Genomic DNA, 23,157 nt, shown 5'->3' with positions numbered 1-23,157 from the left:
GGCCCTCAGGCGCCGGCGGCGGGCTCCGCCGCCGCCCGGTTCCCGGCGGCCCGGTCGCAGAGCGGCAGCACGACCTCGAGGGTCGCGCCCGCATCCTCGTTGTTGCGGCCGCTGAGCGTGCCGCCATGAGCCTCGACGATGGCCTTGCAGATGGCCAGCCCGATGCCCATCCCGTCGGGCTTCGTGGTGAAGAACGGGTTGACCAGCCCCGGCAGCTGCTCGGGTGCGATGCCGGTGCCGCTGTCGTGCACCGAGAGCCGGACATGCCCCGGCGACGGGGCGGTGAGCGCGACCTTCAGCTCCCGCCGGGCCTCGGGCACGGCGCGCATCGCGTGCAGGCCGTTCGTCACCAGGTTGACGACGACCTGCTGCAGCTCGACCCGGTCGGCGAGGATGCGGGCCTCGTCCACGGCGACGATCGTCCGCAGGGTCGCCGAGGCGGCGAGGATCTTCCGGTCGAGGAGGCCCGCGGCCTCGGCCAGGAGGTGGCGCAGGTCGACGATCTCGGGCTCGCGCCGGTCGCGCCGGAGCTGCTCGCGGGGCCGCTGGACGATCTGGCTCGCCCGCATGCCGTCGCGCACCGCCCGCTCGGCCGGCCGCACGGCCCCGCGGGGCGGTTCGCAGGGCCGGCGGGTCCGATCTTCTGTCCTCACTCCGGGATCAGTGCATCGGCCGGGCCGCCCGCGTGGCTGCCGGCGTAGCGATAGGCCGGATCGACCGGGCGATGCGCCACCGGGGCGGGCGTCCCGCGGGGGATGAGCGCGCCGGCGGGTCCGCCGGCATGCTGGCCCGAGTACCGGTAGGCGGACGAGGCGTCCTGCGCGGCCGCGCCGCCGGTGGTGGCCGTGAGGAGAAGCAGGCAGAGGAAGTGCCGGTTCGTCATGATCTTGTCTCGTCTCGTCGAAAGGTCGGGGCCGTCACCCCGGGACGAGCGAGATCTATCCCGCACAGGCAAGCGCAACACTCAGCCGCGCGTCTGTCCTCGTCATGATGGCGGCGCTTTCATCATACCGGCGTATAGGTTCGCGGGCTCCCGCACCTGACGATCCCGGCCGCGGCGGCAGACAACGTCCCGCGGTGCCTTGGGCAAACCTCCGTATGATTTCGCCCCGGGACGCCGCCATGCATGGTCCCGCCATGGATGCGGCGCCCGGATCGGGGCCGGCGAAGGAGGCTGGAATGGGACTCATGGTGGCGATTCCGGGTGGTGCCTCGGCCGGCGACGCCCTGCTCCGCGCCGAGGCCGCCCGCAGCGCCATGGCCCGGCTCCTCGCGGTGGCCGGGCACGATCTTAAGCAGCCGCTCCAGGTCGCCCTCATGGCAATCGAGTGCGCCGTCTCCGACGGCGTCGCGCCCCGCGCCGCCGCCCGGCTCGACCTCGCCAGCGACGCCCTGCTGCGGCTCGGCCGCGAACTCGACGACCTGGCCCGCTCGTCGCAGGTCGCCGACGCACCCGTGCGCCTCGTCCCGGTGCCCCTCGGCCCGCTCCTCGCCGCGGTCGCGGCGGAATGGCAGCCTTACGCCGAGGCGGTCGGGGTCCGGCTGCAGGTCCGCCCCTCGGCGCTGTGGGCGAGCAGCGAGCCCGCGATGCTTGCGACGATCCTGCGCAACCTCGTCGGCAACGCCGTGAAGTATGCGGGCCGGGGCGGCCGGGTGGTGGTCGGGTGCCGGCGTCGGCGGGGCCGGATCGCGGTCGAGGTCCACGACGACGGGCCGGGCATCGCGCCGGAGCGTCTCGCCGGCATCTTCGAGGCCTTCGACCGGGCCGGCCGCCGCGACGGGACCGGGCTGGGACTCGGGCTCCACATCGTGCGCCAGACCGCCCAGGCGCTCGGCCATCCGGTCGGCGTGCAATCCCGCTGCGGCCGGGGATCGGTCTTCGGCGTGACCCTGTCGCGGCCCTTCGCGCACGGGCTGGCCGAGGCAGATCATGACCGACAGGCGCCCGCGTCGGCGCGCATCATCTGACGATTCGTCCGCGTCGATCGGCGGACCCGGCCTCGTCACGCGGATCGGCCCGGGCCGTCGTTGACGGAGGATCTGACGGCCGCTACGCTCATGCTTGGGACGCATGGCAGGTACGCTCCGAGCGCGGTCCAGCAAGAGGCCCTCCGGCATCCCGCGCAGACGGGAAGACGAACGTTGCAGGAAACGCCAATCAGCTGAAGCACGCCGCTCGAAGCCAGGCGTGCGCAGCGGGAGGATCACATGAGCCCATGGAAGGCCGTCATCGCCGGCTTGCTCGGCGTGATGAGCGCTGCGGACGCGCAGGCGCAGATCAGGACCAAGATCGGAGTGCTGAACGACCGCTCCGGCGTCTATGCCGACATCACCGGGGAGGGATCGGCGGCGGCCGCCCGGATGGCGGTCGAGGACTTCAAGGCCAGGGAGAAGGGCATCGAGGTCACGGTCGTCGGCGCCGACCACCAGAACAAGCCCGATATCGGCGCGAACGTCGCCCGCTCCTGGTACGACAAGGAGGGCGTCGACGTCATCGTCGACGTGCCGACCTCGTCGGTCGCCCTCGCGGTGAACGAGATCACCCGGGAGAAGAACAAGATCCTGCTGGTCTCCGGCGGCGCCACCTCGGACCTGACCGGCAAGGCGTGCTCGCCCAACACCATCCACTGGACCTTCGACACCTACGCCCTCAGCCGGGGCACCGGGGGCGCGATGGTCCGGGCCGGCGGCGACACCTGGTTCTTCGTCACCGCCGACTACGCCTTCGGCCACGCGCTCGAGCGCGACACCGAGGCGGTGGTGCTCCAGGCCGGCGGCAAGGTCGTCGGCAAGGTGCGCCATCCCTTCCCGGGCCAGGACTTCTCGTCCTTCCTGATCCAGGCTCAAGGCTCCGGCGCCAAGGTCGTCGGGCTCGCCAATGCGGGCGGCGACACCATCAACGCCATCAAGCAGGCCAAGGAGTTCGGCATCACCCAGGGCGGGCAGAAGCTCGCCGGTCTCCTCGTCTTCTCCAGCGACATCCAGGCCATCGGGCTCGACGTGGCGCAGGGCCTGGTCCTCACCGAGGCCTATTACTCCGACCTCAACGACAAGACCCGGGACTTCGCCGAGCGGTTCGCCCGGGCGCACCAGGGCCGCAACCCGACCTCGGTCCAGGCCGGCGTGTACTCGTCCGTGCTGCACTACCTCAAGGCCGTGCACGCGGTCGGCTCCAAGGAGGCGGGGCAGGTCCTGGCGAAGATGAAGCAGATGCCGACCAACGATCCCGTCTTCGGGCCCGGCAGCATCCGCGAGGACGGCCGCAAGATGCACACGATGTACCTGTTCCAGGTGAAGTCGCCGGCGGAGTCGAAGGGCCGGAACGACATCTACAAGCTGATCTCCGCGATCCCGCCGGAGCAGGCCTTCCGGCCCCTCGCCGAGAGCAATTGCCGCCTCGTCGCCAGGTCGCAGTAGCGCGGCCCGCCCCGTCGGTCCGGGAACGCCGCCGGCGGGGTGCTCGGCTCCGGACCCGGGCGGAGTTGCGCCGCGCAATTCTGCTCGGGTTTCCGTTTCTGTGTCATTCTCGTCGCCGAACCGGTGGCCGCTTCGGCCACGGCCGGTCCGGCCGGCGGAACGATGCCTGGAAAAGGCACGCCATGACGAAGGCCCAGGGAGGATGCGCCATGAACTCGGGTGAGATGGGATCGGACGGGACGCCCGCCGGGCACGAGGCCGCGCGGGCCCGGCGCGACACGATCTCCGACGCCCTGCGCCGTACGGCGCGGCGACACCGCGATCGCACCGCCCTCTCGTTCGCCGACCGGCGCTGGAGCTTCGCCGCCCTGGATCGCGCCGTCGACCGGGTCGCCCGCGGCCTGCTCGACGCGGGGCTGGCCCGGGGCGACCGGCTGGGTGCGCTCGGGCGCAACTCGGACGCGTACCTGATCCTGTGGCTCGCCTGCGCCCGGGCCGGAATCATCCACGTCCCGGTCAACTACGCCCTGACCGGGCGCGAGCTGCGCTACGTCGTCGAGCAGTCGGGCGCGCGGGCGCTGATCGTCGATCCGGCCCTCGCGGGGAACGCCCGCGAGGCCCTGGACGAGGGGAGGGGGCCGTGGTTTGGGACGCTGTTCGGCGGCAGCGGCCTCGACGTGCTGACCCTGGCGGGCGCGGACGGCGACGTCGCGCCGGTCGACGTGCCGGTCGCGGACGACGACGTGGTGCAGCTCCTCTACACCTCGGGCACGACCGCGGCGCCCAAGGGCGCCATGATGACGAGCCGGGGGCTCCTGGCCGAGTATCTCAGCTGCATCGTCGCGCTCGATTTCGGCCCCGGGGACCGGGCGCTCGCCGCGCTGCCGCTCTATCACACGGCGCAGATGCACGCCTTCACCATGCCCCAGCTGCTCGCCGGTGCCGAGACGGTGCTGATCGAGGCGCCGGTCCCCGAGACCTGCTTGCGGCTGATCGAGGAGCACCGCCTCACCTCATTCTTCGCCCCGCCGACGGTGTGGATCAGCCTCCTGCGCTCGCCCGACTTCGCGCGGCGCGACCTCGCCTGCCTGCGCCACGTCTATTACGGCGCCTCGATCATGCCGGTGCCGGTGCTCGAGGAGCTGCGCGCGCGCCTGCCCGGGGCGCAGCCCTACAACTGCTACGGCCAGAGCGAGATCGCGCCGCTCGCCACGGTGCTGCGCCCCGAGGAGCACGACGCCCGCCCGGCCTCCTGCGGCCGCCCGGTGTTCAACGTCGAGACGCGGGTCGTCGACGACGCGATGCGCGACGTCGCCCCGGGCGAGCGGGGCGAGATCGTCCACCGCTCGCCGCAACTGATGGCCGGGTACTGGGACAAGCCGGAGGAGACGGACGAGGCCTTCCGGGGCGGCTGGTTCCACTCCGGCGACGTCGGCGTGATGGACGAGGAGGGCTACATCACCGTCGTCGACCGGGTGAAGGACGTGATCAAGACCGGTGGGACGATCGTGGCGAGCCGCGAGGTCGAGGAGGTGCTGTTCACCCATCCGGCCGTCTCGGAGGTCGCGGTGATCGCCCTGCCGCATCCGCGCTGGATCGAGGCCGTGACCGCGATCGTGGTGCTGCGATCGGGCGAAACCGCCGGGGCCGACGAGCTGATCGCCCATTGCCGCACCGGGCTCGCGCCGTTCAAGGTGCCCAAGCGCATCCTGTTCCAGGAGGACCTGCCCCGCAACACGGCGGGCAAGCTCCTCAAGCGCGAGCTGCGGACGCAGTACGCCGACCTCGCCTGGCCCGCCGAGGAGACTGCCCGCGGCCGATGACGTCACCTCGCCCGCGCGACGGCGCCCGCGAGGGCGTCGCGGCCGCCCCCGGTCGACGCCGGCCGGGGCGAAGGCCGTTCGGCCGGCGTCGTGTTGACCGACAGGGGCCGAGCGGAATTCCAGCGGCCGTTCCGCTCCAGGTGTAGCGGCGCGCCCGCGGCGACTTAGGTAGGAGGGCAACAGGAGAGCGCGACCATGCGAGAGGACGCGGCCGGGCGCACCCTCACGGTCCACGAGCCCCGGGCCGTGCCCTGGCTCAGCCTCGTGCTCGGCTTCGGCCCCATGCTGCCCTTCGTGGCGGGGGCGGCCGCGGCCTGGTGGCTCGCGGGTGATCCCGGCCGGATGGCCTTGACCCTCACGCTCCTGTGGGGCTGCGCGATCCTGCTGTTCCTCTCCGGCGTGCGCCGCGGCGTCAGCTTCCGCACGGAGGGCGGCGCGACGCTCGCGCAGATCGCCACGATGCTCGCGCTCTTCGCCCTCGGCTGGGGCGCGCTGGTGGCGGTCGTGCTGGGGAGCGCCGCGACCGCCACGGTCTGCCTCCTCGTCGGTTTCGGCCTGATCGCGGTGCTCGATCCGATCGCCGCCCGGCGCGGGGAGGCGCCCCTGTCCTTCGCGCGCCTGCGCCCGATCCAGATGCCGGTCGCGCTGGCAAGCCTCGCGGCGCTCCTCGTCCTGCTCTCCCGCGCCTAGCGGCGCTCTTCCCCGACGTCCGGTCGCTGTCGGCGAGGAGGCAGGATCCCCGGTTCGACGAGCGTGATGACTGTCCCTCCGGTCGGGCGCGACGCGGCTCGGCTGGCGGGACGAGCGGCCAGTTCCTGGTCTTCGTGGAGAGGCGACATGACCAACCTCGCGCGCAACAAGGCAACCGTGGTCGCCTTCTACGAGCTGATGTTCAACGCGTGCCGGCCGCGCGAGGCGATCGAGCTTTATGCCGGCGACGACTACATCCAGCACAACCCGCACGTGGCGACCGGCAAGGACGGCTTCATCGCCTATTTCGAGCGCATGGCGCGGGAATGGCCGGGCAAGCGGGTCGAGGTGAAGCGGGTCCTCGCCGAGGGCGACATGGTCGTGCTGCACTGTCTCCAGCACTGGCCGGGCGATCACGACTACGCCGCCATCGACATCTTCCGGCTCGATGAGGACGGCAGGATCGTCGAGCACTGGGACGTGCTGCAGGTCCTGACCGACACCTCCGCCAACCCGAACGGGATGTTCTGATACCAGCGCGCTTTCGCATCGCGGTGCCGATGCGAAAGCGCGCTGGTATCAATCTATGAGACTATTGTCATGCGCGATGACGGCATTCAGGAGCGTCTGCGCGCCGGCCCGGCATTCGTCGAGCGTGGTCGATTCCGCGACGTTGTGGCTGACCCCTCCGAGGCAGGGCACGAAGACCATCGTGGTCGGCGTCACGCGTGCGATGTAGGCCGCGTCGTGCCCGGCGCCGGACACGAGGCGCCGGTGACGGAGGCCGGCCTGCTCCGCGCCGGCTTCCACGCGGGCGATCAGCTCCGGTGCGAACCGGACCGCGGGCGAGTCCCAGACAGGTGTCAGATCCCGCTCCAGACCGTGATGGTCGGCGATCCGCCCGAGCTCCGCTTCGAAGCTCTCGGCCATGCGGGCCAGCGTCGCGTCGTCGGGGTGGCGCAGGTCGACGCTGAGCGAGACCTCGCCCGGGACCACGTTGCGCGAATTCGGTGCGACGTCGATCCGCCCGACCGACGCCACGGCCTCCGGCCCGTGGTCCTGCGCGATCCGCTGAACGGCCAGGACGAGCTCGGAGGCGCCGACGAGGGCATCCCGCCGCAGGCGCATCGGGGTCGCGCCGGTATGCCCGGTGCTTCCCGCGAGGCGAACGTCGTACCAGCGCGCACCCTGGACGCCGGTGACGACGCCGATCGTGCAGTTCTCCGCTTCCAGGATCGGCCCCTGCTCGATGTGGAGTTCGAACATCGCGCCGAGCCGGTGGCCGCCCGCCTTCTCCGTGCCGCGATAGCCGATCCGGTCGAGGGCGTCGTCGAAGCGAATGCCGTCGCGGTCCGTCCGCGACCACGCGTAGTCGGGAGGAAAGACGCCCGCGAACACGCCGGAGCACAGCATCGCCGGAGAGAAGCGGGTGCCCTCCTCGTTCGTCCAGTTCACGATCTCCAGGGGGGCGTTCGTGATGTAGCCGGCCTCGTCGAGGGTCCGCAGGATCTCGATGCCGGCAAGGACGCCGAGAATGCCGTCGAACTTGCCCCCGGTCGGCTGCGTATCGAGGTGGCTGCCGATCGCGATCGGATCCAGGTCGTCGCGCTTTCCGGGGCGGTGCGCGAACATGTTGCCGACCTCGTCGACGGTGACCGTGCAGCCCAGCGCCTCGACGGTGTCGCAGAACCAGTCCCGGACGCGCTTGTCCTCGTCCGTGAGCGTGAGCCGATCGACGCCTCCGCCGTCGCAGGCCCCGAACCGCGCCGTCTCGTGGATGCTGTCCCACAGGCGCCCGGCGTTGATCGTCAGGTTCTGCATTCCGTCCTCGCTCGTGTTGCCGTCTGCGCGCGAACTCGACCGCGCCCGTCAGCCGCTCAGGAGATCGCGGTGAAAGGCGGCGTCGAGCCGGCGCATGAAGTGCTCGGCGCAGCACATGTGCTCGTGCATCACCGCCTCGACCGCCTCGGCATCCTCGGCCCGGAAGGCGGAGACGAGCCGGCGATGGCTGTCGATGTTGTGCGCGCCGAAAGCCTCGTATTCCGTGGCGCTGCCGCTGCGGAACTCGACGAGGTCGCGCAGCAGGCTGTTCAGGAACCGACACATGAAGGCGAGCAGCGCGTTGTCGCTGGCATCGCACAGGATGTCGTGGAACTTCAGCTCCAGGATGCGCCCGCGGGCGAGGTCGCCGGCATCGGCCGCCGCCTGGCAGGCCTCGATGTTGCTCGCCAGCTGCTGCAGGGTGCCGTCGTCGATCCGGCCCACGATGCTGGCGCCGAGCGCGACCTCGAGGCTGCGCCGCACGGCGTAGACCTGGGTGAAGTCGAGCTTCCGGAAGTGCAGGAAGCGCCGCAGCTGCTGGGCCGCGGCGTCGATCGAGATCGGCCGGATCTCGGCGCCTCCGTTCGGGCCGGGCTGCATCGTCACCAGGCCCTGCACCTCCAGGGATTTCAGCGCCTCCCGGATCGTCCCCTTGGCGCAGCCGTAATGCTGCATCAGCGTGCGCTCGTTCGGCAGGCGCTGCCCCGGCTCCATCCGCTCGCGCGCGATGCGCCGGCGCAGGTCCTCGGCGATCTGATCGGAGAGCTTGATCCGCCGCAGCGGTGCCGCCTCCGCGTCGTCGGGGATCACCGCGGCCCCCAGGTCACGTCCCGGTCGAGCGGGTAGGCCGGCCGCGCCAGCTTGGCGAAGGGGAACAGGCGGTAGTCGGAGCTGGTGACGCCGGCGCTGGCGCACTCGACGACCGCCCGGGCGATCGGCTCGAAGACCGGCCGGCAATACATGCGCGACTTGAGGACCAGGAACCGCGCCGCCCGGGGATCGATGCCGTTCTGCGTGAAGATCGCGAGGTCCCAGGGCTCGTGCGGCTCCTCGGTCACCAGCACGCGCGCCCGGCCGGTGTCGAGGACCGCGGCGCGGCCCATCGAGAAGCGCTGCCCCGTATAGGTCGGGCCGGTGACGACGTAGCTGCCGTCGCCGAGCGACGCGACCCGGCCGGTCAGCGCGAGCGGGGCCTGGGCCGGGAAGCCCGGCAGCGCCACCTTGTTGCCCAGCCGGATCTCCGCCGCGGCGCCGGTCCCGGCCGCGAACAGGGCGGCCACGGAATCGGGGTCGCAGATCGGCCCGGCGACGATCCCGTCGAGGCCGGCCTCCAGGCAGGCGGCGAGCACGTCCATCACGTCGCAGGTGCCGCCCGACATGCAGTTGTCGCCGTGGTCGAGGAGCAGGACGGGGCCGATGCCCGGCCCCTCGGCGGCCGCGCGCGCCGCGGCGAGGGATTCCGCCAGCGGCGCCTCGTCGTAGACGAACTCCGCCCGGCGCGACCAGAGCGCAGCGCCGAGCTCCGCCGCCGCGGCGTGCGCCTGCTCGGCGCTCTCGGCCGCGACGACGAAGGACGCGCCGGCCTCGGGCAGGTCGGCGAGGGAGAAGCCCCCGAAGAGCGTGGCCGCGAGGATGCCGGGTCGCGCCTCCATGGCGCGCGTGGCGGCGACGAGGTCGGCCATCGGTCCGGGCACGCGGGTGTCCATCCGCAGGGTGTGGGCGAGCTGGGGCGGGTGGCACCAGGCCTGGTGCGGCGCCAGGCCCTCGTCGAGCATGCGGCCGACGAGGCGGGCGACGTGCGCCCCGGTCTCGGCCATGTCCACGTGCGGGTAGGTCTTGAAGCCGATGATGACATCCGCCGCCGCGACCATGCCGGGCGTGACGTTGGCGTGGAGGTCGAGCGCCACGCCGAGCGGCACGTCCGGTGCGACCGCGCGGATCCGGGCGAGGAGCTCGCCCTCGCCGTCGTCCAGGCTCTCGGTCACCATCGCGCCGTGGAGGTCGAGGAGGATGGCGTCGCACCCCTCCGACACCGCCGCCAGAATCGCGGCGGACAGGGCCTCGAAGGCGTCGTCGGCGACGGGCCCGCTCGGGTTGGCGTGGGCCGAGACCGGAACCGCCACGGTGGCGCCGCGCGCCTGCGCGAAGGCCAGGAAGGCGCCGAGCGCCGTGGCGCTGCCCGTGCCCGCCGCGCGGGCCTCCTCGCCCCAGAGCGGCCGGAAGGCGGCGAGCGGCGTCGCCAGCGGCGAGAAGGTGTTCGTCTCGTGGTTGAGGCGAGCGGTCACGATGCGCATGGCGGCTTCCGGGTGATGGCAGGGCTGAGGGGGCGTCAATGGGCCTTCACGCCGAGGAAGCGGTCGCGCGCCGCCTCGTCGCGCGCGAAGTCCGGCCCGCTGGCGTGATAGGCGATCCGGCCGAGCTCGAGGATGTAGTGCCGGTCGGCGAGGCCGGTGCAGACCGCGAGGTTCTGCTCGACCAGCAGGATCGGCACGCCCGCGTCGCGGATCAGGCGGATCTGGGCGACGATCTCCTCGACGATGACCGGGGCGAGCCCCTCGACCGGCTCGTCGAGCATCAGGAGTTTCGGACCGTTGAGGAGGGCCCGGGCGATCGAGAGCATCTGCTGCTCGCCGCCGGAGAGCTGGGCGCCGCCGTTGCGGCGTCGCTCCTCGAGGCGCGGGAAGATCCGATGGATGTCGGCGAGCGACCAGGGCGAGCCCTTCCGCACCGCGATGCGCAGGTTCTCCTCGACCGTGAGCAGGCCGAAGATGCCGCGGTTCTCCGGCACGAGGCTGAGGCCGGCGCGGGCGATGCGGTGCGGCGCCCAGCCGGCGATCTCCGCCCCCCCGAAGGTCACCCGGCCGCGGCGCGGCGGCAGGAGGCCGCTGGCGCTGCGTAGCGTCGAGGTCTTGCCCGCGCCGTTGCGGCCGAGCAGGCAGACGATCTCGCCCGGGTGCACCTCCAGGCTCACGCCCTGGAGGATGTGGCTCTTGCCGTAGTAGCCGTGGACGTCGTCGAGACGCAAAGCCGCGCCCGCGCTCATCGCAGGTCCCCCGTGATCATGTTGCCGAGATAGGCCCGGCGCACCTCCGGGTCGTCGCGCACCTCCGCCGGGCGGCCCTCGACCAGGACCTCGCCGGCCCGCATCACCGTGACGGTGTCGCTGATGTTCATCACGATGCCCATGTTGTGCTCGATGAACAGCACGGTGTGGTCGCGGCCGAGGTCGCGGATCAGGTCGGTCATCGCCCCGATGTCGTCGGTGCCCATCCCGGAGGTCGGCTCGTCGAGCAGGATCACCCGGGGCCGCGCCGCCATCGCCATGCCGACCTCCAGGCGGCGCTGCTGGCCGTGCGAGAGCTCCCCCGCCGGCCGGCCCGCGACGCCCGCGAGGTCGAGGCGCGCGAGGAGCGCGTCCGCGGTGTCGAGGGCGGCGTCCCGATCCGGCACCCGGCGCCACGGCGCCAGGGCGGCCCAGGGCGTGCGTCCCTGGGCGGCGAGCCGCAGGTTCTCGCGCACGCTCAAGGTGGCGAACAGGCTCGTGACCTGGAACGAGCGGGCGAGGCCGAGCCGCACCCGGTCGTCGTCGCGGGTGCGGGTGATGTCGCGCCCGCCGAGCGTGATGCGCCCGCTCGCCGGGCGGACGCGGCCGGTGAGGGCGTGGAACAGGGTGGTCTTGCCTGCCCCGTTCGGCCCGATGATCGCGTGGACGCTGTTCGCGTGCACCCGCAGGGTCACGTCCTTGAGGGCGACGAAGCTGCCGTAGCGTACGCCGAGACCGTCGGCGGCGAGGGCGGGCTCGGCGGTGTGGGAGGCGGCGGTCACGGGCGGCTCTCCTCCGGAAGGGTGGCGTCCGCGGACGCATCGGCGTCCGGGCGCGGCTCGCGCGCGAGACGCGCGGCGGCCCGTTCGATCAGGCCCCAGAGGCCGCGCTGCATGAACAGGGCGATGGCGACGAGGAGGGCGCCCAGCAGCAGCAGCCAGCGCGGCCAGATCGCCGAGAGCAGATCCCCGGCCACGAGGTAGAAGGCGGCGCCCAGCACCGAGGCGAACAGGTTTCCGGCCCCGCCGATGATCGTCATGATCAGCAGCGTCTCGCTGGTGTGGTACTCGATGTTCGACAGGGGCGCGACGCCGATCAGCATGGCGTGCAGCGCGCCGGCGAGCGCCGTCACCGCGCCCGAGATCGCGAAGGCCGCGACCTTGAAGGCGCGGACGGGGAACCCGATGGCGCTCGCCCTCGCCTCGTTGTCGCGGATCGCCAGCAGGGTGCGGCCGAAGGTCGAGAGCGCCACCCGCTGGAGGGCGGCGAAGAGCGCCAGGAACAGCACGGCGACGAAGGCGTAGTAGGCCCAGGGGTCCGCGAGCGCCTGTCCGCCGAGGCGCGGACGCGGCACGTTGAGCAGGCCGTTGTCGCCCCCCGTCAGGTCGCTGAACGTGTAGGACAGGAAGTAGAACAGCTGCGAGAAGGCGAGCGTCAGCATCACGAAGTAGACGCCCTGCCGGCGGATCGACAGCCAGCCGACCCCGGCCGCCGTCGCCGCCCCCACGAGCGCCACCGCCGGCAGCATCGCGACGGCGGGCCAGCCGGCGCGCAGCAGGAGCAGGCCGGCCGCGTAGCTGCCCAGGCCGAAGAAGATGCCCTGGCCGAACGAGAGCAGTCCCGTGTAGCCGAGGAGCAGGTTGCAGGCGGCCGCGGCCAGGCCGTAGATCAGGATCTCGCTCGCGAGCGTGCCCGAGCGCAGGACGAGCGGCAGGACCAGCGCGGTCGCCGCGGCGAGCCCGAAATGGACGAGGGGGCGTTCGAGGAGGCGGGTCATCTCGATCTCCTCAGGCTCGTCCGAACAGCCCGCGCGGCATCGTCACGATGACCGCCGCCATGCCAAGATAGATCATCAGCCGGGCCCCTTCGGGCCACAGCGTCGCCATCAGGCTCTGGGCGATGCCGACCGCGAGGCCAGCCGCGAGCGCGCCCGCGTAGCTCCCCATGCCGCCGACCACCACGACCACGAAGGCGACGCTGAGCGCCTCGACGCTCATGAACGGGTCGACGCCGCGGATTGGCGCGGCGAGCGCCCCGGCGAGCCCCGCCAGCCCGGCGCCGAGCCCGAACACCGCCGTGTTGATGCGCCGGGTGTCGTAGCCGAGGAGCCCCATCGTCTCCGGGGATTCCGAGCCGGCGCGCACGATCGCACCGAGCCGCGTGCCCTCCAGGAGCCACCACAGCCCGCCCGCGAGCACCGCCGTCAGCGCGATCACGAAGAGCCGGTACTCCGGGTAGATGAAGTCGCCGAGGATCACGACGCCCGAGAGGCTGTCGGGCGGGGCGAGGTTCCCGCCGATCGGCCCCCAGACGATGATCACGATCTCCTGCACGGCCAGCGCGAGGCCGACCGTGGCGAGGATGTGGAAGGTGTGCGCCTGGGCGTAGATCCGGCGCAGCAGCACCGCCTCTGTCAGGGCGGCGAGCGCGCCGACGGCGAGGAAGGCCAGCGGCAGGGCGAGCCAGAAGCTCACCCCGCCCTCGACCATCGTGTAGGCGAGGTAGGCCCCCAGCATGTAGAAGGCGCCGTGCGCGAAGTTCACGAACTGTAGCAGCCCGAAGATGATGCTCAGTCCCACGGCGAGCAGGAAGTAGAGCATCCCCAGGCCGATGCCGTTGAGGATCTGAAACAGGTAAGTCACGCGAGCCTCCGCGCCGCCGGGCCGATCCGTCGTGCGCCTCAGGTCATCTTGCAGCCGGCGGCCTCGGGCGAGAGGAACGATTTTCCGGAGCTGACCACGTCGACGAAATCGTCCTTGTCGGCCATCTGCGCCTTCGGCTTGCCCTTGAGCAGGTAGTAGTTCTTGATGACCTGGTGGTCGGCGGCGCGGACCTCCTCGTCGCCGGTGAGGCCCGCATAGGTCAGGCCCTCGAGGGCCTTGGCCACGGCGGGGCCTTCCGTGGACCCCGCCTTCGCGGCGGCGTCGAGCAGGAGCTTGGTGAGCAGGTAGGAGCCGGCGAACGAGTAGTTCGGGCTGAACTTGCGCGTCTCGCGCACCTTGGCCACCAGGGCCTTGTTCAGCGGCGTGTCCACGCCGTGCCAGTACTGCGCGCCGAAATAGACGCCCTCGCACAGGTCGGCGCCCAGGGCCTCGAACTGCTCCAGGCCGGACGCCCAGGCCAGCACGATGGTCATGCGCTTCTTGAGCCCGAAGCTCACGGCCTGCCGCAGCGTGTCGGAGGATTGTGCGCCGAAGCTCAGGATCAGCAGCACGTCGGGCTTGGCCGCGATGGCGTTCGTCAGGTAGCCGCTGAACTCCTTCTCGGCGAGCGAGTGGTAGCTGTTGCCGACGTGCTCGACGCCCTTCTCCTTGAACACCGCCTTGGCGGCGCCGAGCAGCCCCTCGCCGAAGACGTATTGCGGCGTGATCGTGTACCAGCGCTTGGCGTTCGGCATCTGCTCGATCAGCGGGCGCACGGTCTGGGCGATCGCCCCGTGGGTGGGCACGCTCCAGCGGAAGGTGCCGCGGTTGCACTCCGTGCCGGTGATCTCGTCGGCACCCGCCGTCGTGAAGAACACGCCGCCGCCGTTCGTCACCTCCTTGCCCATCACGAGCGCCTCGGACGAGAGGATGCCGCCGGCGAACAGCCGGGTGCCCTCCGCCATCGCCTCCTGAACCCGCCGGGCCGCCGTGGCGGGCTTGCCCTCCGTGTCGAGGTCGCGCGCGGCGGCCTTCCGGCCGAGCACCGTGCCGGCCTCCTCGGCGGCGAAGGCGGCGCCGAGTGCGGCGAACTTCCCGTTCGCCGCGAAGGCACCCGACATCGGCAGCGGCGCCCCGACGACCAGGGCCGCGTCCGCGGCGCGGGCGCCGCGCAGCACGGCCGGCGTCGCGAGAGAGGCGAGGGCGAGGGATGACGTGGTCAGAAACGAGCGGCGGTCGAGCATGGCACCATCCTCGCGGTCGGTTGAACGATCCTATCTATACGCATCGATAGCGGCATTGGCGTTATATCGCAAACGCAATCTTCTTGTGCTGTAATATTGTGCAGATGCAAAAATATTGTGCGGTGCGGCAGGGGCGGGACGTCGTCATCGCTGCGCGACGTATAATGCTGCTATCAAGTCGTGATGATGCAGCGAGATATTTTGGTGGTCAGGCAAGCGATCAATCTCGCGAATCCATGGGATATTTTAGTGTCGACCGATATTCTGTGAGTATCTCTCAGTCAGCGCATGCCTCGGCTCGGCTGCGGGTGACGCGCCCGGTCCCGCTCGCCCCACGCCGGATCGGCGCCGGGAACCCGCCCGGTCCGTTTCCGGGAGGCCGGCGAGGGCTGCACCCGACGCCATTGTCGAGGCTGGTCCGGCCGGGCATCCTCGCCCGGTGCAGACGCCCGGAGGACTGGATGCCGACCCACGGAGGTTCGCCCATTCGCACGCAGAACTGGACTGTGACGAAGCCGGTCGCGGCGGGGAGGGACGGCATCGTCGTGGCCCAGAACCGCGAGGCCGCCGAGGCCGGGGCGGCGATCCTCGCGGCGGGCGGCAACGCCGCCGATGCGGCCGTCGCCACCGCCTTCGCCCTCGCGGCGGTCGAGCCCTGGAACAGCGGGCTCGGCGGCATCGGCTTCGCGCTCGTGCTGCCGGCCGGCGCGACCCGCGCCAAGGTCGTGGATTTCGGGCCCGTCTCGAGCCGCAACACCCGGGCCGCCGACTACCCGCTCAACGGCCGGGAGAAGCGCGACCTGTTCACCTGGCCGGAGGTCGAGGACGACCGCAACGTCCACGGGCCGCTCTCGTTCTGCATCCCGTCCGCGGTCGCGGGCTACGCGCAGCTGCACGAGGCGTTCGGCACCGGCCGTCCTGTCGCCGACCTCCTGGCGCCCGCGCTGGCGCTGGCGCGCCGCGGCCTCGTCCAGGACTGGTTCACGACCCTGAAGATCGCCTCCTCGGCGGCGGTGCTGCGGCTCTACGCGGAGAGCGCGCGCATCTACCTGCCGGGCGGCCAGCCGCCGGTGCCGCCCTACCAGGGCACGCCCGGCTGCCTGCCGCTCGGCCGCCTGCCCGAGACGCTCGAGAGGCTGGCGGCGGCCGGCCTGCGGGACTTCTACGAGGGCGGGATCGCCCGCGACCTCGTCGCCGACATCGCCGGCCTCGGCGGGGTCGTCGACCGGGAGGACCTGGCCGGCTGCCGGGCGGTGATCCGCGACGCCCCGACGATCGCGTGGCGCGACGACCGGATCGTGCACACCGCCGGCGGGCTGACCGCCGCGCCGACGCTCGCCGCGGTCGTCGCCGGCATGGCGTCGGTGCCCCGCCCCGCCGCCGGCCCGGACGCCGCCTGGTTCGCCGCGCTCTCCCGCGTCATGCGGCAGGCCTATGCCGAGCGCCTCGCCGGCCTCGGCGCGGCCAGCCCTGAGCCGGGCGACACCTGCACCACGCACCTCACCGTCGTCGACCGGGACGGGATGATGGTGTCGATGACGACGACGCTGCTCTCCTCGATGGGCAGCCGGGTCGTGCTGCCCACGACCGGCGTGCTCATGAACAACGGCGTGATGTGGTTCGATCCGCGCCCCGGCAGTGCCAACCCGATCGCCCCCGGCGTGCGCCCGCTCTGCAACATGTGCCCGGTGATCGTCACGCCGCGGGCGGGCGAGGGCCCGCGCCTCGCCGCCGGCGCCTCCGGGGGCCGCCGCATCCTGGCGAGCGTGTACCAGGTCCTCGCCTTCCTGATCGATTTCGGCATGGATCCGCATGCCGCGGCCCACGCGCCCCGCATCGACGTCTCGGGGCCGGACGGCACGAGCGCGGACGCCCGGCTCTCTCCCGAGGTTCTGGACGCGCTCGCCGCCGCAGGGCCGCTCGCGGTGGTGGAGCACGGCGTCCTTCCGATCAACTTCGCCTGCCCGAACTTCGTGCGGGCCGAGGGCGGAGCCGCCGCGGCGTGCAGCGACGTCGCCTCGCCGTGGTCCGCCGCGGTGGCGGTTCCGCGGCCTGGAGCATCCGCCGACGGAGCGCAGGCCGGATCGACGTAGACGGCATTGACGGCCGGCCAGCGGGGCATTAGCGCGCAAAAGAGCAGCAACATTCGGAGGCTCGGCGGCCCGCGCAGGCCGCGGAACTCCGCCCGTTTCCCTTGTCGCGCCGCCGGTCGGTTCTAGCTTGAAACGATAGGCGCGGTCCTCGCAGTGCGTCATTCCAGCAGAGCCGGGTCCGCACGGGGCGCGGCCTGCCTCCGCCGGTTGGTTTTGCCCCTGTCTCGATGCCGCCCGAACTGCTCCTCATCCTAGCGGCGATCCTGCCGTTCCTCGGCAGCGTCGTCGCCATCTGCCTGCCGGGCCATGCGCGCAACGCCGCCGCCGGCGTCGCCGGCCTGGTCACGGTGACGAGCCTCGCCTGCATCGGGCTGCTCTATCCCCTGGCCACCGGCGCCGGTCCGGTGGTCTGGGCCGTCGACTGGCTGCCGGCCCTCGGCGTCCGCCTCGTCCTGCGGCTCGACGGGCTGGCCTGGATCTTCGCGGTCCTCGTGCTCGGGATCGGCGCGCTCGTCGTGCTCTACGCCCGCTACTACATGGACGCCGCCGATCCGGTCCCGCGCCTGTACTGCTATCTCCTCGCCTTCGTGGGCGCGATGCTCGGCATCGTGCTCTCCGGCAACCTGATCCAGCTGGTCGCGTTCTGGGAGTTGACCAGCGTCGTGTCGTTCCTGCTGATCGGCTACTGGTCCGACAACGCCTCGGCCCGGGACGGGGCCCGGATGGCGCTGACCATCACGGCCGCCGGCGGTCTCTGCCTGCTCGTCGGCGCGGTCCTCATCGGGCGCATCGTCGGCAGCTACGAGCTCGACGTGGTCCTGGCCGCCGGCGCGACGATCCGCGCGAGCCCCTACTACCTGCCGGCCCTGGTCCTGATCCTCGCCGGGGCGCTCACCAAGTCGGCGCAGCTGCCGTTCCACATCTGGCTGCCGCGGGCGATGGCGGCGCCGACGCCTGTCAGCGCATACCTGCACTCGGCCACGATGGTGAAGGCCGGCATCTTCCTGATGATCCGGCTCTGGCCGGTCCTGTCGGGGACCGAGAGCTGGTACTGGATCGTCGGCACGGCCGGCATGGCGACCATGCTCGTCGGGGCCTGGAGCGCGATCTTCCAGCACGACCTGAAGGGGCTGCTCGCCTACTCGACCATCAGCCATCTCGGGCTGATCACCCTGCTGCTCGGCCTCGATTCGCCCCTCGCCGTCGTGGCGGCGATCTTCCACACGGTGAACCACGCGACCTTCAAGGCCTCGCTGTTCATGGCCGCCGGCATCATCGACCACGAGACCGGGACGCGGGACATGCGCCGCCTCAGCGGGCTGTGGCGCGCCATGCCCTATACCGGCACGCTCGCGATGGTCGCCGCCGCGGCGATGGCCGGCGTGCCGCTGCTCAACGGCTTCCTGTCCAAGGAGATGTTCCTGGCCGAAGCCGTGGACAACACGGGCGACCACCTGCTCAACCTCGCCCTGCCGGTGCTGGCGACGCTGGCGAGCGCCTTCACGGTGCTCTACTCGCTGCGCTTCATCCGCCAGACCTTCTTCGGGCCGCCCCCGCGCGACCTGCCGCACGCCCCCCACGAGCCGGTCCGCTGGATGCGCATCCCGATCGAGGCGCTGGTGCTGGTCTGCATCGCGATCGGCCTCGTTCCGAATCTCACGATCGGGCCGGCGCTGGCCGGCGCGGCGCGGGCCGTCCTCGGCGACCGGATGCCGGACTACGACCTCGCGATCTGGCACGGCTTCAACGCGCCGCTCGCCATGAGCGTGCTGGCGCTGGCCGGCGGCGTCGCGCTCTACGTCGCGTTCGGACGGCGCATCAACACCAACCCCCGCGGCGGTCCGTGGCTGATGCACCGGCTCGACGGCGGCTGGCTGTTCGAGCGCGGGATGACCGGCCTCGTGACCGGCGCCCGGGCGCTGGAAGCGAAGGCCGGCACGGAGCGCCTGCAGCCGCAGCTGCGCATCCTGTTCCTCACCGCCCTCACGGCCGCCTCGGCAGCGGGCGCCGTGCACGGGCTCGACCTGCTCGCCCCGGGCCGGGCGACCGCCTTCGATCCGGCCTTCGCCCTGATGTGGCTGGTGGGCGCCGCCTGCGCGGTCGGCGCGGCGGAGCGCGCGAAGTACCATCGCCTGTCGGCGACGATCCTCGTCGGCGGCGCCGGGCTCGTCAGCAGCCTCACCTTCCTGTGGCTCTCCGCGCCCGATCTCGCGGTCACGCAGATCCTCGTCGAGATCGTCACCACGGTGCTGCTGCTGCTCGGCCTGCGCTGGCTGCCCAAGCGCGACCGGGCGATCCCCATCCCGGTCTCCGAGCGGGCCCGGGCGCGCCGGCGCCGCATCGTCGACCTCGGCATCGCGGTCGTCGCGGGCTCGAGCCTCGCCGGCATCGCCTACGCGGTCATGACCCGGCCGGCGGTGGACGGGATCGGCCGGTGGTTCGTCGAGGAAGCCTACCCCCAGGCCGGCGGGCGCAACGTCGTCAACGTGCTGCTGGTCGATTTCCGCGCCTTCGACACCCTCGGGGAGATCTGCGTGCTCGGCATCGTCGGCCTGACGGTGTTCGCGCTGCTGCGCCGCTTCCGCCCCGCCCCCGACAGCCTGGAACGGCCGGCCCAGCAGCTGCGCCACGACGCCGAGGACCGCGGTCGCGAGGGCCGCGAGCCGGGTCACACCGCGGCGGACGCGCTGCTGGTGCCCCGCCTCGTCATGACCTGGCTGTTCCCGTTCATCGTCATGCTGGCGCTGCACCTGTTCCTGCGCGGGCACGACCTGCCCGGCGGCGGCTTCGCGGCCGGCATCGCCCTCACGATCGCGTTCATGCTCCAGTACATGGCGTGCGGCGCGCAATGGGTCGAGGAGCGCCTGCGCATCCAGCCGATCGCCTGGATCGGCCTCGGCCTGCTCGTCGCCGTCCTCGCCGGCGCCGGCTCCTGGCTGTTCGGACGCCCGTTCCTGACCGCCTACTTCGCCTACTGGCAGCTGCCGATCCTCGGCAAGGTCCCGGTCGCGAGCGCCCTGGTGTTCGATCTCGGCATCATGGTCCTGGTGGTCGGCGCGAGCGCCCTGATGCTCGTCGCCCTCGCGCACCAGTCCCTGCGCCGCACCCGCGTCGCGGAGGCCGAGGCCGAGCGGGCCGCCGGCAGCAAGGAATCCGCCTGATGGAGCTCGTGCTGTCCGCCGGCATCGGGGTGTTCACCGCCGCGGGCGTGTGGCTGATGCTGCGCCCGCGGACCTTCCAGGTCGTCCTCGGGCTGTCGCTGCTGAGCTACGCCGTCAACCTGTTCATCTTCGCCATGGGTCGCCTGACCGTGGGCGCGCCGCCGGTGCTCGGGGCCGGCACCGACAGCGTCTTCGTCGACGATCCGGTGACGCAGGCCCTCGTGCTGACCGCCCTGGTGATCAGCTTCGCGCTCACCGCCCTGTTCCTGGTGGTCCTGCTCGCCGCCCGCGGCGTCACCGGCAGCGACCACGTCGACGGGCGCGAGCCGCACCAGGGCGAGCCGCACCCGGGAAATCCCCACCCGGGAGCCCCGCACCCATGAGCCCGCCGGTGATGAACGCCTCCGCCGCGAGTGCCTGGGCCGACCACGTCGTCGTGCTGCCGATCGTGCTGCCGATCGCGGTCACGGGGGTGATGTTCCTCCTCGACGAGCGCCGGCACCGGTTCAAGGCGGTCCTGAGCCTTGCCACGGTGGTGGCGCTCATCGGGATCGCCCTGGTTCTCGTCGGGCGGGCCGGGACCGCGCCGGAGGTCTACCGCGTCGGCAACTGGGCGGCGCCCTACGGCATCGTGCTGGTGGCCGACCGGCTCTCGGCGATGATGCTGCTGCTCGCCGGCGTGCTCGGGCTCTGCGCCCTGGTGTTCTCCCTCGCCCGCTGGGGGCGGGCCGGCCCGCGCTTCCACGGCCTGTTCCTGCTCCTGCTCATGGGCGTGAACGGCGCCTTCCTGACCGGCGACCTGTTCAACCTGTTCGTGTTCTTCGAGGTGATGCTGGCCGCCTCCTACGGCCTCGTGCTGCACGGCTCGGGCGAGACGCGGATCCGCGCGGGCCTCGGCTACATCGCGGTCAACCTCGTCGCCTCGCTGTTCTTCCTCGTGGGCGTGAGCCTGATCTACGGCACGATGGGCACCCTCACGATGGCCGACCTCGCCCGCCGGCTCGCGGGCCCCACCCCCGGCGATCTGGCCCTGTTCGAGATCGGCTGCGCGATCCTCGGCGTCGCGTTCCTGATCAAGTGCAGCGCCTGGCCGCTCGGCTTCTGGCTGCCGACGACCTACGCGGCGGCGAGCGCGCCCGCCGCCGCGGTCCTGGCGATCCTCTCGAAGGTCGGCGTCTACGTCGTGCTGCGCCTGAGCCTGCTCCTGTTCGGGGCGGGGCCGTCCGAGGGTTTCGGGCAGGGCGCCATCCTCGCCGCCGGGCTCGCCACGATCGCCTACGGCACGGTCGGCATCCTGGCCGCGCGCGACCTCACGCGGGCGGCCGGCTACGCCGTGATGATCTCCTCCGGCACGGTGCTGGCGGTGCTCGGCACCGGGAGCGACGGGGCGCTCGCCGGCGCCTTGTACTACCTCGTCGGCTCGACGCTCGCGGCCGGCGCGCTGTTCCTGCTGGCCGAGATCCTCCAGCGCGGCCGCGATCCGGTCGAGGCCGCCCAGCCGGTCTTCGCCGACGAGTACCGCGACCCCTTCGACGACGCCGACGCGACCGAGATCGGCCGCGAGATCCCCGCCGGGGTCGCGATCCTGGGCGCCGGCCTCCTCCTCTGCACGCTCGTGCTCGCGGGCGTCCCGCCGCTGCCGGGCTTCGTCGGCAAGCTCGCGATCTTCTCGAGCCTCGCCACCGGCGCCATCACGGCCTCGGGCTGGTGCCTGATCGCCGTCCTCACGCTCTCCAGCCTCGGTACGCTGATGCCGATGGTGCGGCTCGGCATCCTGAACCTGTGGGTCCCGCACGACGGCTCGCCGCCGGTCCTGCGCTTGTCCGAGCTCACGGCCCTCGCCGGGTTGCTCGCGGCCTGCCTGGGCCTCGCCCTGTGGGGCGGCCCCGCGCTGTCCTACGCCGACGCGACGGCGCAGTGGCTCGCGCAGCCGCAGGCCTATGTCGGCGCCGTGCTCGGCGACGCTCCGGGAGCGACCCCGTGAACCGGATCCTGCCCTATCCGGTGCTGTCGGCCGCCCTCGGCGTGACCTGGCTCCTCCTGAACGCGCCGCCGACGCCGGGCAGCATCCTGCTGGCGCTGATGGTCGGTCTCGCTGTGCCCCACGTGATGCGGGCGCTGCGCCCGCGGGCGGTCCGGGTGCGCGCGCCCGGCCTGCTCGCGCGGCTGGCGGTCATCGTCCTCTACGACATGGTCCGTTCCAACATCGACGTCGCCCGGATCATCCTCGGCCTGCGCCGGGGCGAGCGGCGGACGGGCTTCGTCGCGATCCCCCTCGACCTGCGCGAGCCGTTCGGCCTCGCGGTCCTGTCGATCATCCTCACGGCCACGCCCGGCACGCTCTGGGTGCAGTACGATTCCGACACCGGGCGCCTGCTGATGCACGTGCTCGACTACACGGACGGGGACGCCTGGATCCGGCGGGTGAAGGACCGCTACGAGCGGCCATTGATGGAGATCTTCGCATGAGCGCCGCGGCGATTCTCGACTGGGGCCTCGGCCTTGCCCAGGGCGCGCTCGTGCTGGCGATGGCGCTGGCCGCCTGGCGCATGCTGCGCGGCCCGCGGGCGCACGACCGCATCCTCGGCCTCGACACCCTCTACCTCAACGGCATGCTGGCGATCGTGGTCCACGGCATGCGCACCGGCAGCGGCCTCTACTTCGAGGCCGCGCTGATCATCGGCATGATCGGCTTCACCGCCACCGTCGCGCTCGCCAAGTTCCTGATGCAGGGCGAGGTCATCCAGTGACCGGCGCCGACCTGCCCGTCTGGGCCGCCTGGCTCGTCGTCGCGCTCGCCCTGACGGGCGCGGCCTTCTCGCTGACCGGCGCCCTCGGCCTCGTCCGCCTGAGGACCTTCTACGAGCGCGTCCACGCCCCGACCCTCGGTGCGACGCTGGGCACGGCCCTGATCCTGTGCGGCTCGATGCTGCTGCTCTCGCTGCTCGAGGGACGCCTCGTCCTGCGCGACGCGCTGATCGGCGTGTTCCTCACCGTGACCACGCCCGTCACGCTGCTGCTTCTCGCCCGGGCCGCCGCGCACCGTGACCGTCACGAGGGCAATCCCGGCGCTCCACCGAAGCTCTGACGCCTGGCGGGCGGCGGCGGTCCCTGCCAGGGTGCGGCCTCCTGATCCGGACGCCGAACCGCGACGCGAGCCGCCGGGCCGCCATCGGCGGCGCCGAACCTTGCAGGGCCTCGCACCGTCGTCCGGGGGCGGGAC

Annotated in this window: 22 protein-coding genes; 12 read left to right on the top strand and 10 right to left on the bottom strand. The window is 72.2% G+C overall.

From position 1 onward, the window contains the following. Positions 1-5 precede the first annotated feature (5 nt). Positions 6-602 carry a sensor histidine kinase gene (locus tag VQ02_RS08110; RefSeq protein ID WP_053080282.1) on the bottom strand — a complete coding sequence of 199 codons (597 nt, stop codon included), beginning with the start codon at positions 600-602 and terminating at the stop codon, positions 6-8. A gap of 47 nt (positions 603-649) precedes the next feature. Then, on the bottom strand, positions 650-883 hold the full coding sequence (locus VQ02_RS08105) for a hypothetical protein (protein ID WP_048443665.1): 234 nt from the start codon (positions 881-883) through the stop codon (positions 650-652). Between the two features lie 296 nt (positions 884-1,179). On the opposite strand from VQ02_RS08105, the gene VQ02_RS08100 reads away from it, so the two are divergent. The 5 genes from VQ02_RS08100 to VQ02_RS08080 all read left to right on the top strand — a co-directional run bounded on the left by VQ02_RS08100 (position 1,180) and on the right by VQ02_RS08080 (position 6,461). After that, positions 1,180-1,968 (top strand): sensor histidine kinase, encoded by a 789-nt coding sequence (locus tag VQ02_RS08100; protein WP_083469113.1) that lies wholly within the window; start codon positions 1,180-1,182, stop codon positions 1,966-1,968. A 240-nt stretch (positions 1,969-2,208) separates the two neighbouring features. Further along, entirely contained in the window at positions 2,209-3,417 is a 1,209-nt protein-coding gene (locus VQ02_RS08095; RefSeq protein WP_048443664.1) for an ABC transporter substrate-binding protein, read from the top strand. 209 nt (positions 3,418-3,626) lie between these two features. Next, complete coding sequence (locus VQ02_RS08090; protein ID WP_245239660.1) at positions 3,627-5,240, top strand: acyl-CoA synthetase; 1,614 nt, start codon at positions 3,627-3,629, stop codon at positions 5,238-5,240. Between the two features lie 195 nt (positions 5,241-5,435). Next, complete coding sequence (locus tag VQ02_RS08085) at positions 5,436-5,930, top strand: DUF3429 domain-containing protein (protein ID WP_048443663.1); 495 nt, start codon at positions 5,436-5,438, stop codon at positions 5,928-5,930. Between the two features lie 147 nt (positions 5,931-6,077). Next, positions 6,078-6,461 carry a nuclear transport factor 2 family protein gene (locus tag VQ02_RS08080; protein WP_048443662.1) on the top strand — a complete coding sequence of 128 codons (384 nt, stop codon included), beginning with the start codon at positions 6,078-6,080 and terminating at the stop codon, positions 6,459-6,461. Between the two features lie 48 nt (positions 6,462-6,509). Here the strand turns inward: VQ02_RS08080 and VQ02_RS08075 are convergent, their stop codons facing one another. The 8 genes from VQ02_RS08075 to VQ02_RS08040 are packed head-to-tail and all read right to left on the bottom strand — an operon-like array spanning position 6,510 to position 14,680. Beyond that, positions 6,510-7,751, bottom strand: coding sequence for a M20 family metallo-hydrolase (locus tag VQ02_RS08075; protein WP_048443661.1), 1,242 nt, complete (start codon positions 7,749-7,751; stop codon positions 6,510-6,512). 48 nt (positions 7,752-7,799) lie between these two features. After that, the gene (locus VQ02_RS08070; protein WP_048443660.1) at positions 7,800-8,561 is read right to left on the bottom strand and encodes a FadR/GntR family transcriptional regulator; all 762 of its coding nucleotides are present in this window, start codon (positions 8,559-8,561) and stop codon (positions 7,800-7,802) included. Beyond that, positions 8,558-10,045, bottom strand: coding sequence for a M81 family metallopeptidase (locus tag VQ02_RS08065; RefSeq protein ID WP_048443659.1), 1,488 nt, complete (start codon positions 10,043-10,045; stop codon positions 8,558-8,560). The genes VQ02_RS08070 and VQ02_RS08065 overlap by 4 nt, the downstream gene beginning before the upstream one ends. Before the next feature lie 35 nt (positions 10,046-10,080). Then, a complete protein-coding gene (locus tag VQ02_RS08060; protein WP_048443658.1) occupies positions 10,081-10,794 on the bottom strand; it encodes an ABC transporter ATP-binding protein in 714 nt (237 codons plus the stop codon). Then, positions 10,791-11,576: an ABC transporter ATP-binding protein gene (locus VQ02_RS08055; RefSeq protein WP_048443657.1), complete on the bottom strand. Its 786-nt coding sequence runs from the start codon at positions 11,574-11,576 to the stop codon at positions 10,791-10,793. Before VQ02_RS08055 ends, VQ02_RS08060 begins: the two co-directional genes overlap by 4 nt. Further along, positions 11,573-12,571: a branched-chain amino acid ABC transporter permease gene (locus VQ02_RS08050; protein ID WP_048443656.1), complete on the bottom strand. Its 999-nt coding sequence runs from the start codon at positions 12,569-12,571 to the stop codon at positions 11,573-11,575. The genes VQ02_RS08055 and VQ02_RS08050 overlap by 4 nt, the downstream gene beginning before the upstream one ends. A 10-nt stretch (positions 12,572-12,581) precedes the next feature. Further along, a complete protein-coding gene (locus VQ02_RS08045; protein ID WP_083469112.1) occupies positions 12,582-13,436 on the bottom strand; it encodes a branched-chain amino acid ABC transporter permease in 855 nt (284 codons plus the stop codon). Positions 13,437-13,474: 38 nt separating this feature from the next. Next, positions 13,475-14,680, bottom strand: coding sequence for an ABC transporter substrate-binding protein (locus VQ02_RS08040; RefSeq protein ID WP_048443655.1), 1,206 nt, complete (start codon positions 14,678-14,680; stop codon positions 13,475-13,477). Between the two features lie 461 nt (positions 14,681-15,141). Between VQ02_RS08040 and VQ02_RS08035 the strand changes: the two genes are divergently transcribed. From VQ02_RS08035 to mnhG, 7 genes are all read left to right on the top strand, one after another. Then, on the top strand, positions 15,142-16,773 hold the full coding sequence (locus tag VQ02_RS08035) for a gamma-glutamyltransferase (protein ID WP_048443654.1): 1,632 nt from the start codon (positions 15,142-15,144) through the stop codon (positions 16,771-16,773). Between the two features lie 227 nt (positions 16,774-17,000). Further along, positions 17,001-19,934 carry a monovalent cation/H+ antiporter subunit A gene (locus tag VQ02_RS08030; protein ID WP_048443653.1) on the top strand — a complete coding sequence of 978 codons (2,934 nt, stop codon included), beginning with the start codon at positions 17,001-17,003 and terminating at the stop codon, positions 19,932-19,934. Then, entirely contained in the window at positions 19,934-20,317 is a 384-nt protein-coding gene (locus VQ02_RS08025; protein ID WP_048443652.1) for a Na+/H+ antiporter subunit C, read from the top strand. Before VQ02_RS08030 ends, VQ02_RS08025 begins: the two co-directional genes overlap by 1 nt. After that, positions 20,314-21,918, top strand: coding sequence for a monovalent cation/H+ antiporter subunit D (locus VQ02_RS08020; RefSeq protein WP_048443651.1), 1,605 nt, complete (start codon positions 20,314-20,316; stop codon positions 21,916-21,918). Before VQ02_RS08025 ends, VQ02_RS08020 begins: the two co-directional genes overlap by 4 nt. Then, a complete protein-coding gene (locus VQ02_RS08015) occupies positions 21,915-22,403 on the top strand; it encodes a Na+/H+ antiporter subunit E (protein ID WP_048443650.1) in 489 nt (162 codons plus the stop codon). Before VQ02_RS08020 ends, VQ02_RS08015 begins: the two co-directional genes overlap by 4 nt. Beyond that, positions 22,400-22,684 (top strand): K+/H+ antiporter subunit F, encoded by a 285-nt coding sequence (locus VQ02_RS08010; RefSeq protein WP_048443649.1) that lies wholly within the window; start codon positions 22,400-22,402, stop codon positions 22,682-22,684. The genes VQ02_RS08015 and VQ02_RS08010 overlap by 4 nt, the downstream gene beginning before the upstream one ends. Then, positions 22,681-23,022 carry a monovalent cation/H(+) antiporter subunit G gene (gene mnhG / locus VQ02_RS08005; RefSeq protein WP_048443648.1) on the top strand — a complete coding sequence of 114 codons (342 nt, stop codon included), beginning with the start codon at positions 22,681-22,683 and terminating at the stop codon, positions 23,020-23,022. Before VQ02_RS08010 ends, mnhG begins: the two co-directional genes overlap by 4 nt. Positions 23,023-23,157 lie beyond the last annotated feature (135 nt).

It is taken from the genome of Methylobacterium variabile (assembly GCF_001043975.1).
Taxonomy (GTDB): Bacteria; Pseudomonadota; Alphaproteobacteria; order Rhizobiales; family Beijerinckiaceae; genus Methylobacterium; species Methylobacterium variabile.
Note: the sequence above shows the minus strand (reverse complement) of the source record. Positions and strands in the feature narration are given on the sequence as shown.

Excerpts from the sequence above, each read along its gene's own strand:
- VQ02_RS08020 (WP_048443651.1), top strand. The coding sequence starts at position 20,314 with ATGAGCCCGCCGGTGATGAACGCCTCCGCCGCGAGTGCCTGGGCCGAC.
- VQ02_RS08050 (WP_048443656.1), bottom strand. The coding sequence starts at position 12,571 with ATGACCCGCCTCCTCGAACGCCCCCTCGTCCATTTCGGGCTCGCCGCG.
- VQ02_RS08080 (WP_048443662.1), top strand. The coding sequence starts at position 6,078 with ATGACCAACCTCGCGCGCAACAAGGCAACCGTGGTCGCCTTCTACGAG.
- VQ02_RS08085 (WP_048443663.1), top strand. The coding sequence starts at position 5,436 with ATGCGAGAGGACGCGGCCGGGCGCACCCTCACGGTCCACGAGCCCCGG.
- VQ02_RS08035 (WP_048443654.1), top strand. The coding sequence starts at position 15,142 with ATGCCGACCCACGGAGGTTCGCCCATTCGCACGCAGAACTGGACTGTG.
- VQ02_RS08100 (WP_083469113.1), top strand. The coding sequence starts at position 1,180 with ATGGGACTCATGGTGGCGATTCCGGGTGGTGCCTCGGCCGGCGACGCC.
- VQ02_RS08065 (WP_048443659.1), bottom strand. The coding sequence starts at position 10,045 with ATGCGCATCGTGACCGCTCGCCTCAACCACGAGACGAACACCTTCTCG.
- VQ02_RS08040 (WP_048443655.1), bottom strand. The coding sequence starts at position 14,680 with ATGCTCGACCGCCGCTCGTTTCTGACCACGTCATCCCTCGCCCTCGCC.
- VQ02_RS08060 (WP_048443658.1), bottom strand. The coding sequence starts at position 10,794 with ATGAGCGCGGGCGCGGCTTTGCGTCTCGACGACGTCCACGGCTACTAC.
- VQ02_RS08030 (WP_048443653.1), top strand. The coding sequence starts at position 17,001 with ATGCCGCCCGAACTGCTCCTCATCCTAGCGGCGATCCTGCCGTTCCTC.
- VQ02_RS08010 (WP_048443649.1), top strand. The coding sequence starts at position 22,400 with ATGAGCGCCGCGGCGATTCTCGACTGGGGCCTCGGCCTTGCCCAGGGC.
- VQ02_RS08090 (WP_245239660.1), top strand. The coding sequence starts at position 3,627 with ATGAACTCGGGTGAGATGGGATCGGACGGGACGCCCGCCGGGCACGAG.
- VQ02_RS08095 (WP_048443664.1), top strand. The coding sequence starts at position 2,209 with ATGAGCCCATGGAAGGCCGTCATCGCCGGCTTGCTCGGCGTGATGAGC.
- VQ02_RS08025 (WP_048443652.1), top strand. The coding sequence starts at position 19,934 with ATGGAGCTCGTGCTGTCCGCCGGCATCGGGGTGTTCACCGCCGCGGGC.
- VQ02_RS08105 (WP_048443665.1), bottom strand. The coding sequence starts at position 883 with ATGACGAACCGGCACTTCCTCTGCCTGCTTCTCCTCACGGCCACCACC.
- VQ02_RS08075 (WP_048443661.1), bottom strand. The coding sequence starts at position 7,751 with ATGCAGAACCTGACGATCAACGCCGGGCGCCTGTGGGACAGCATCCAC.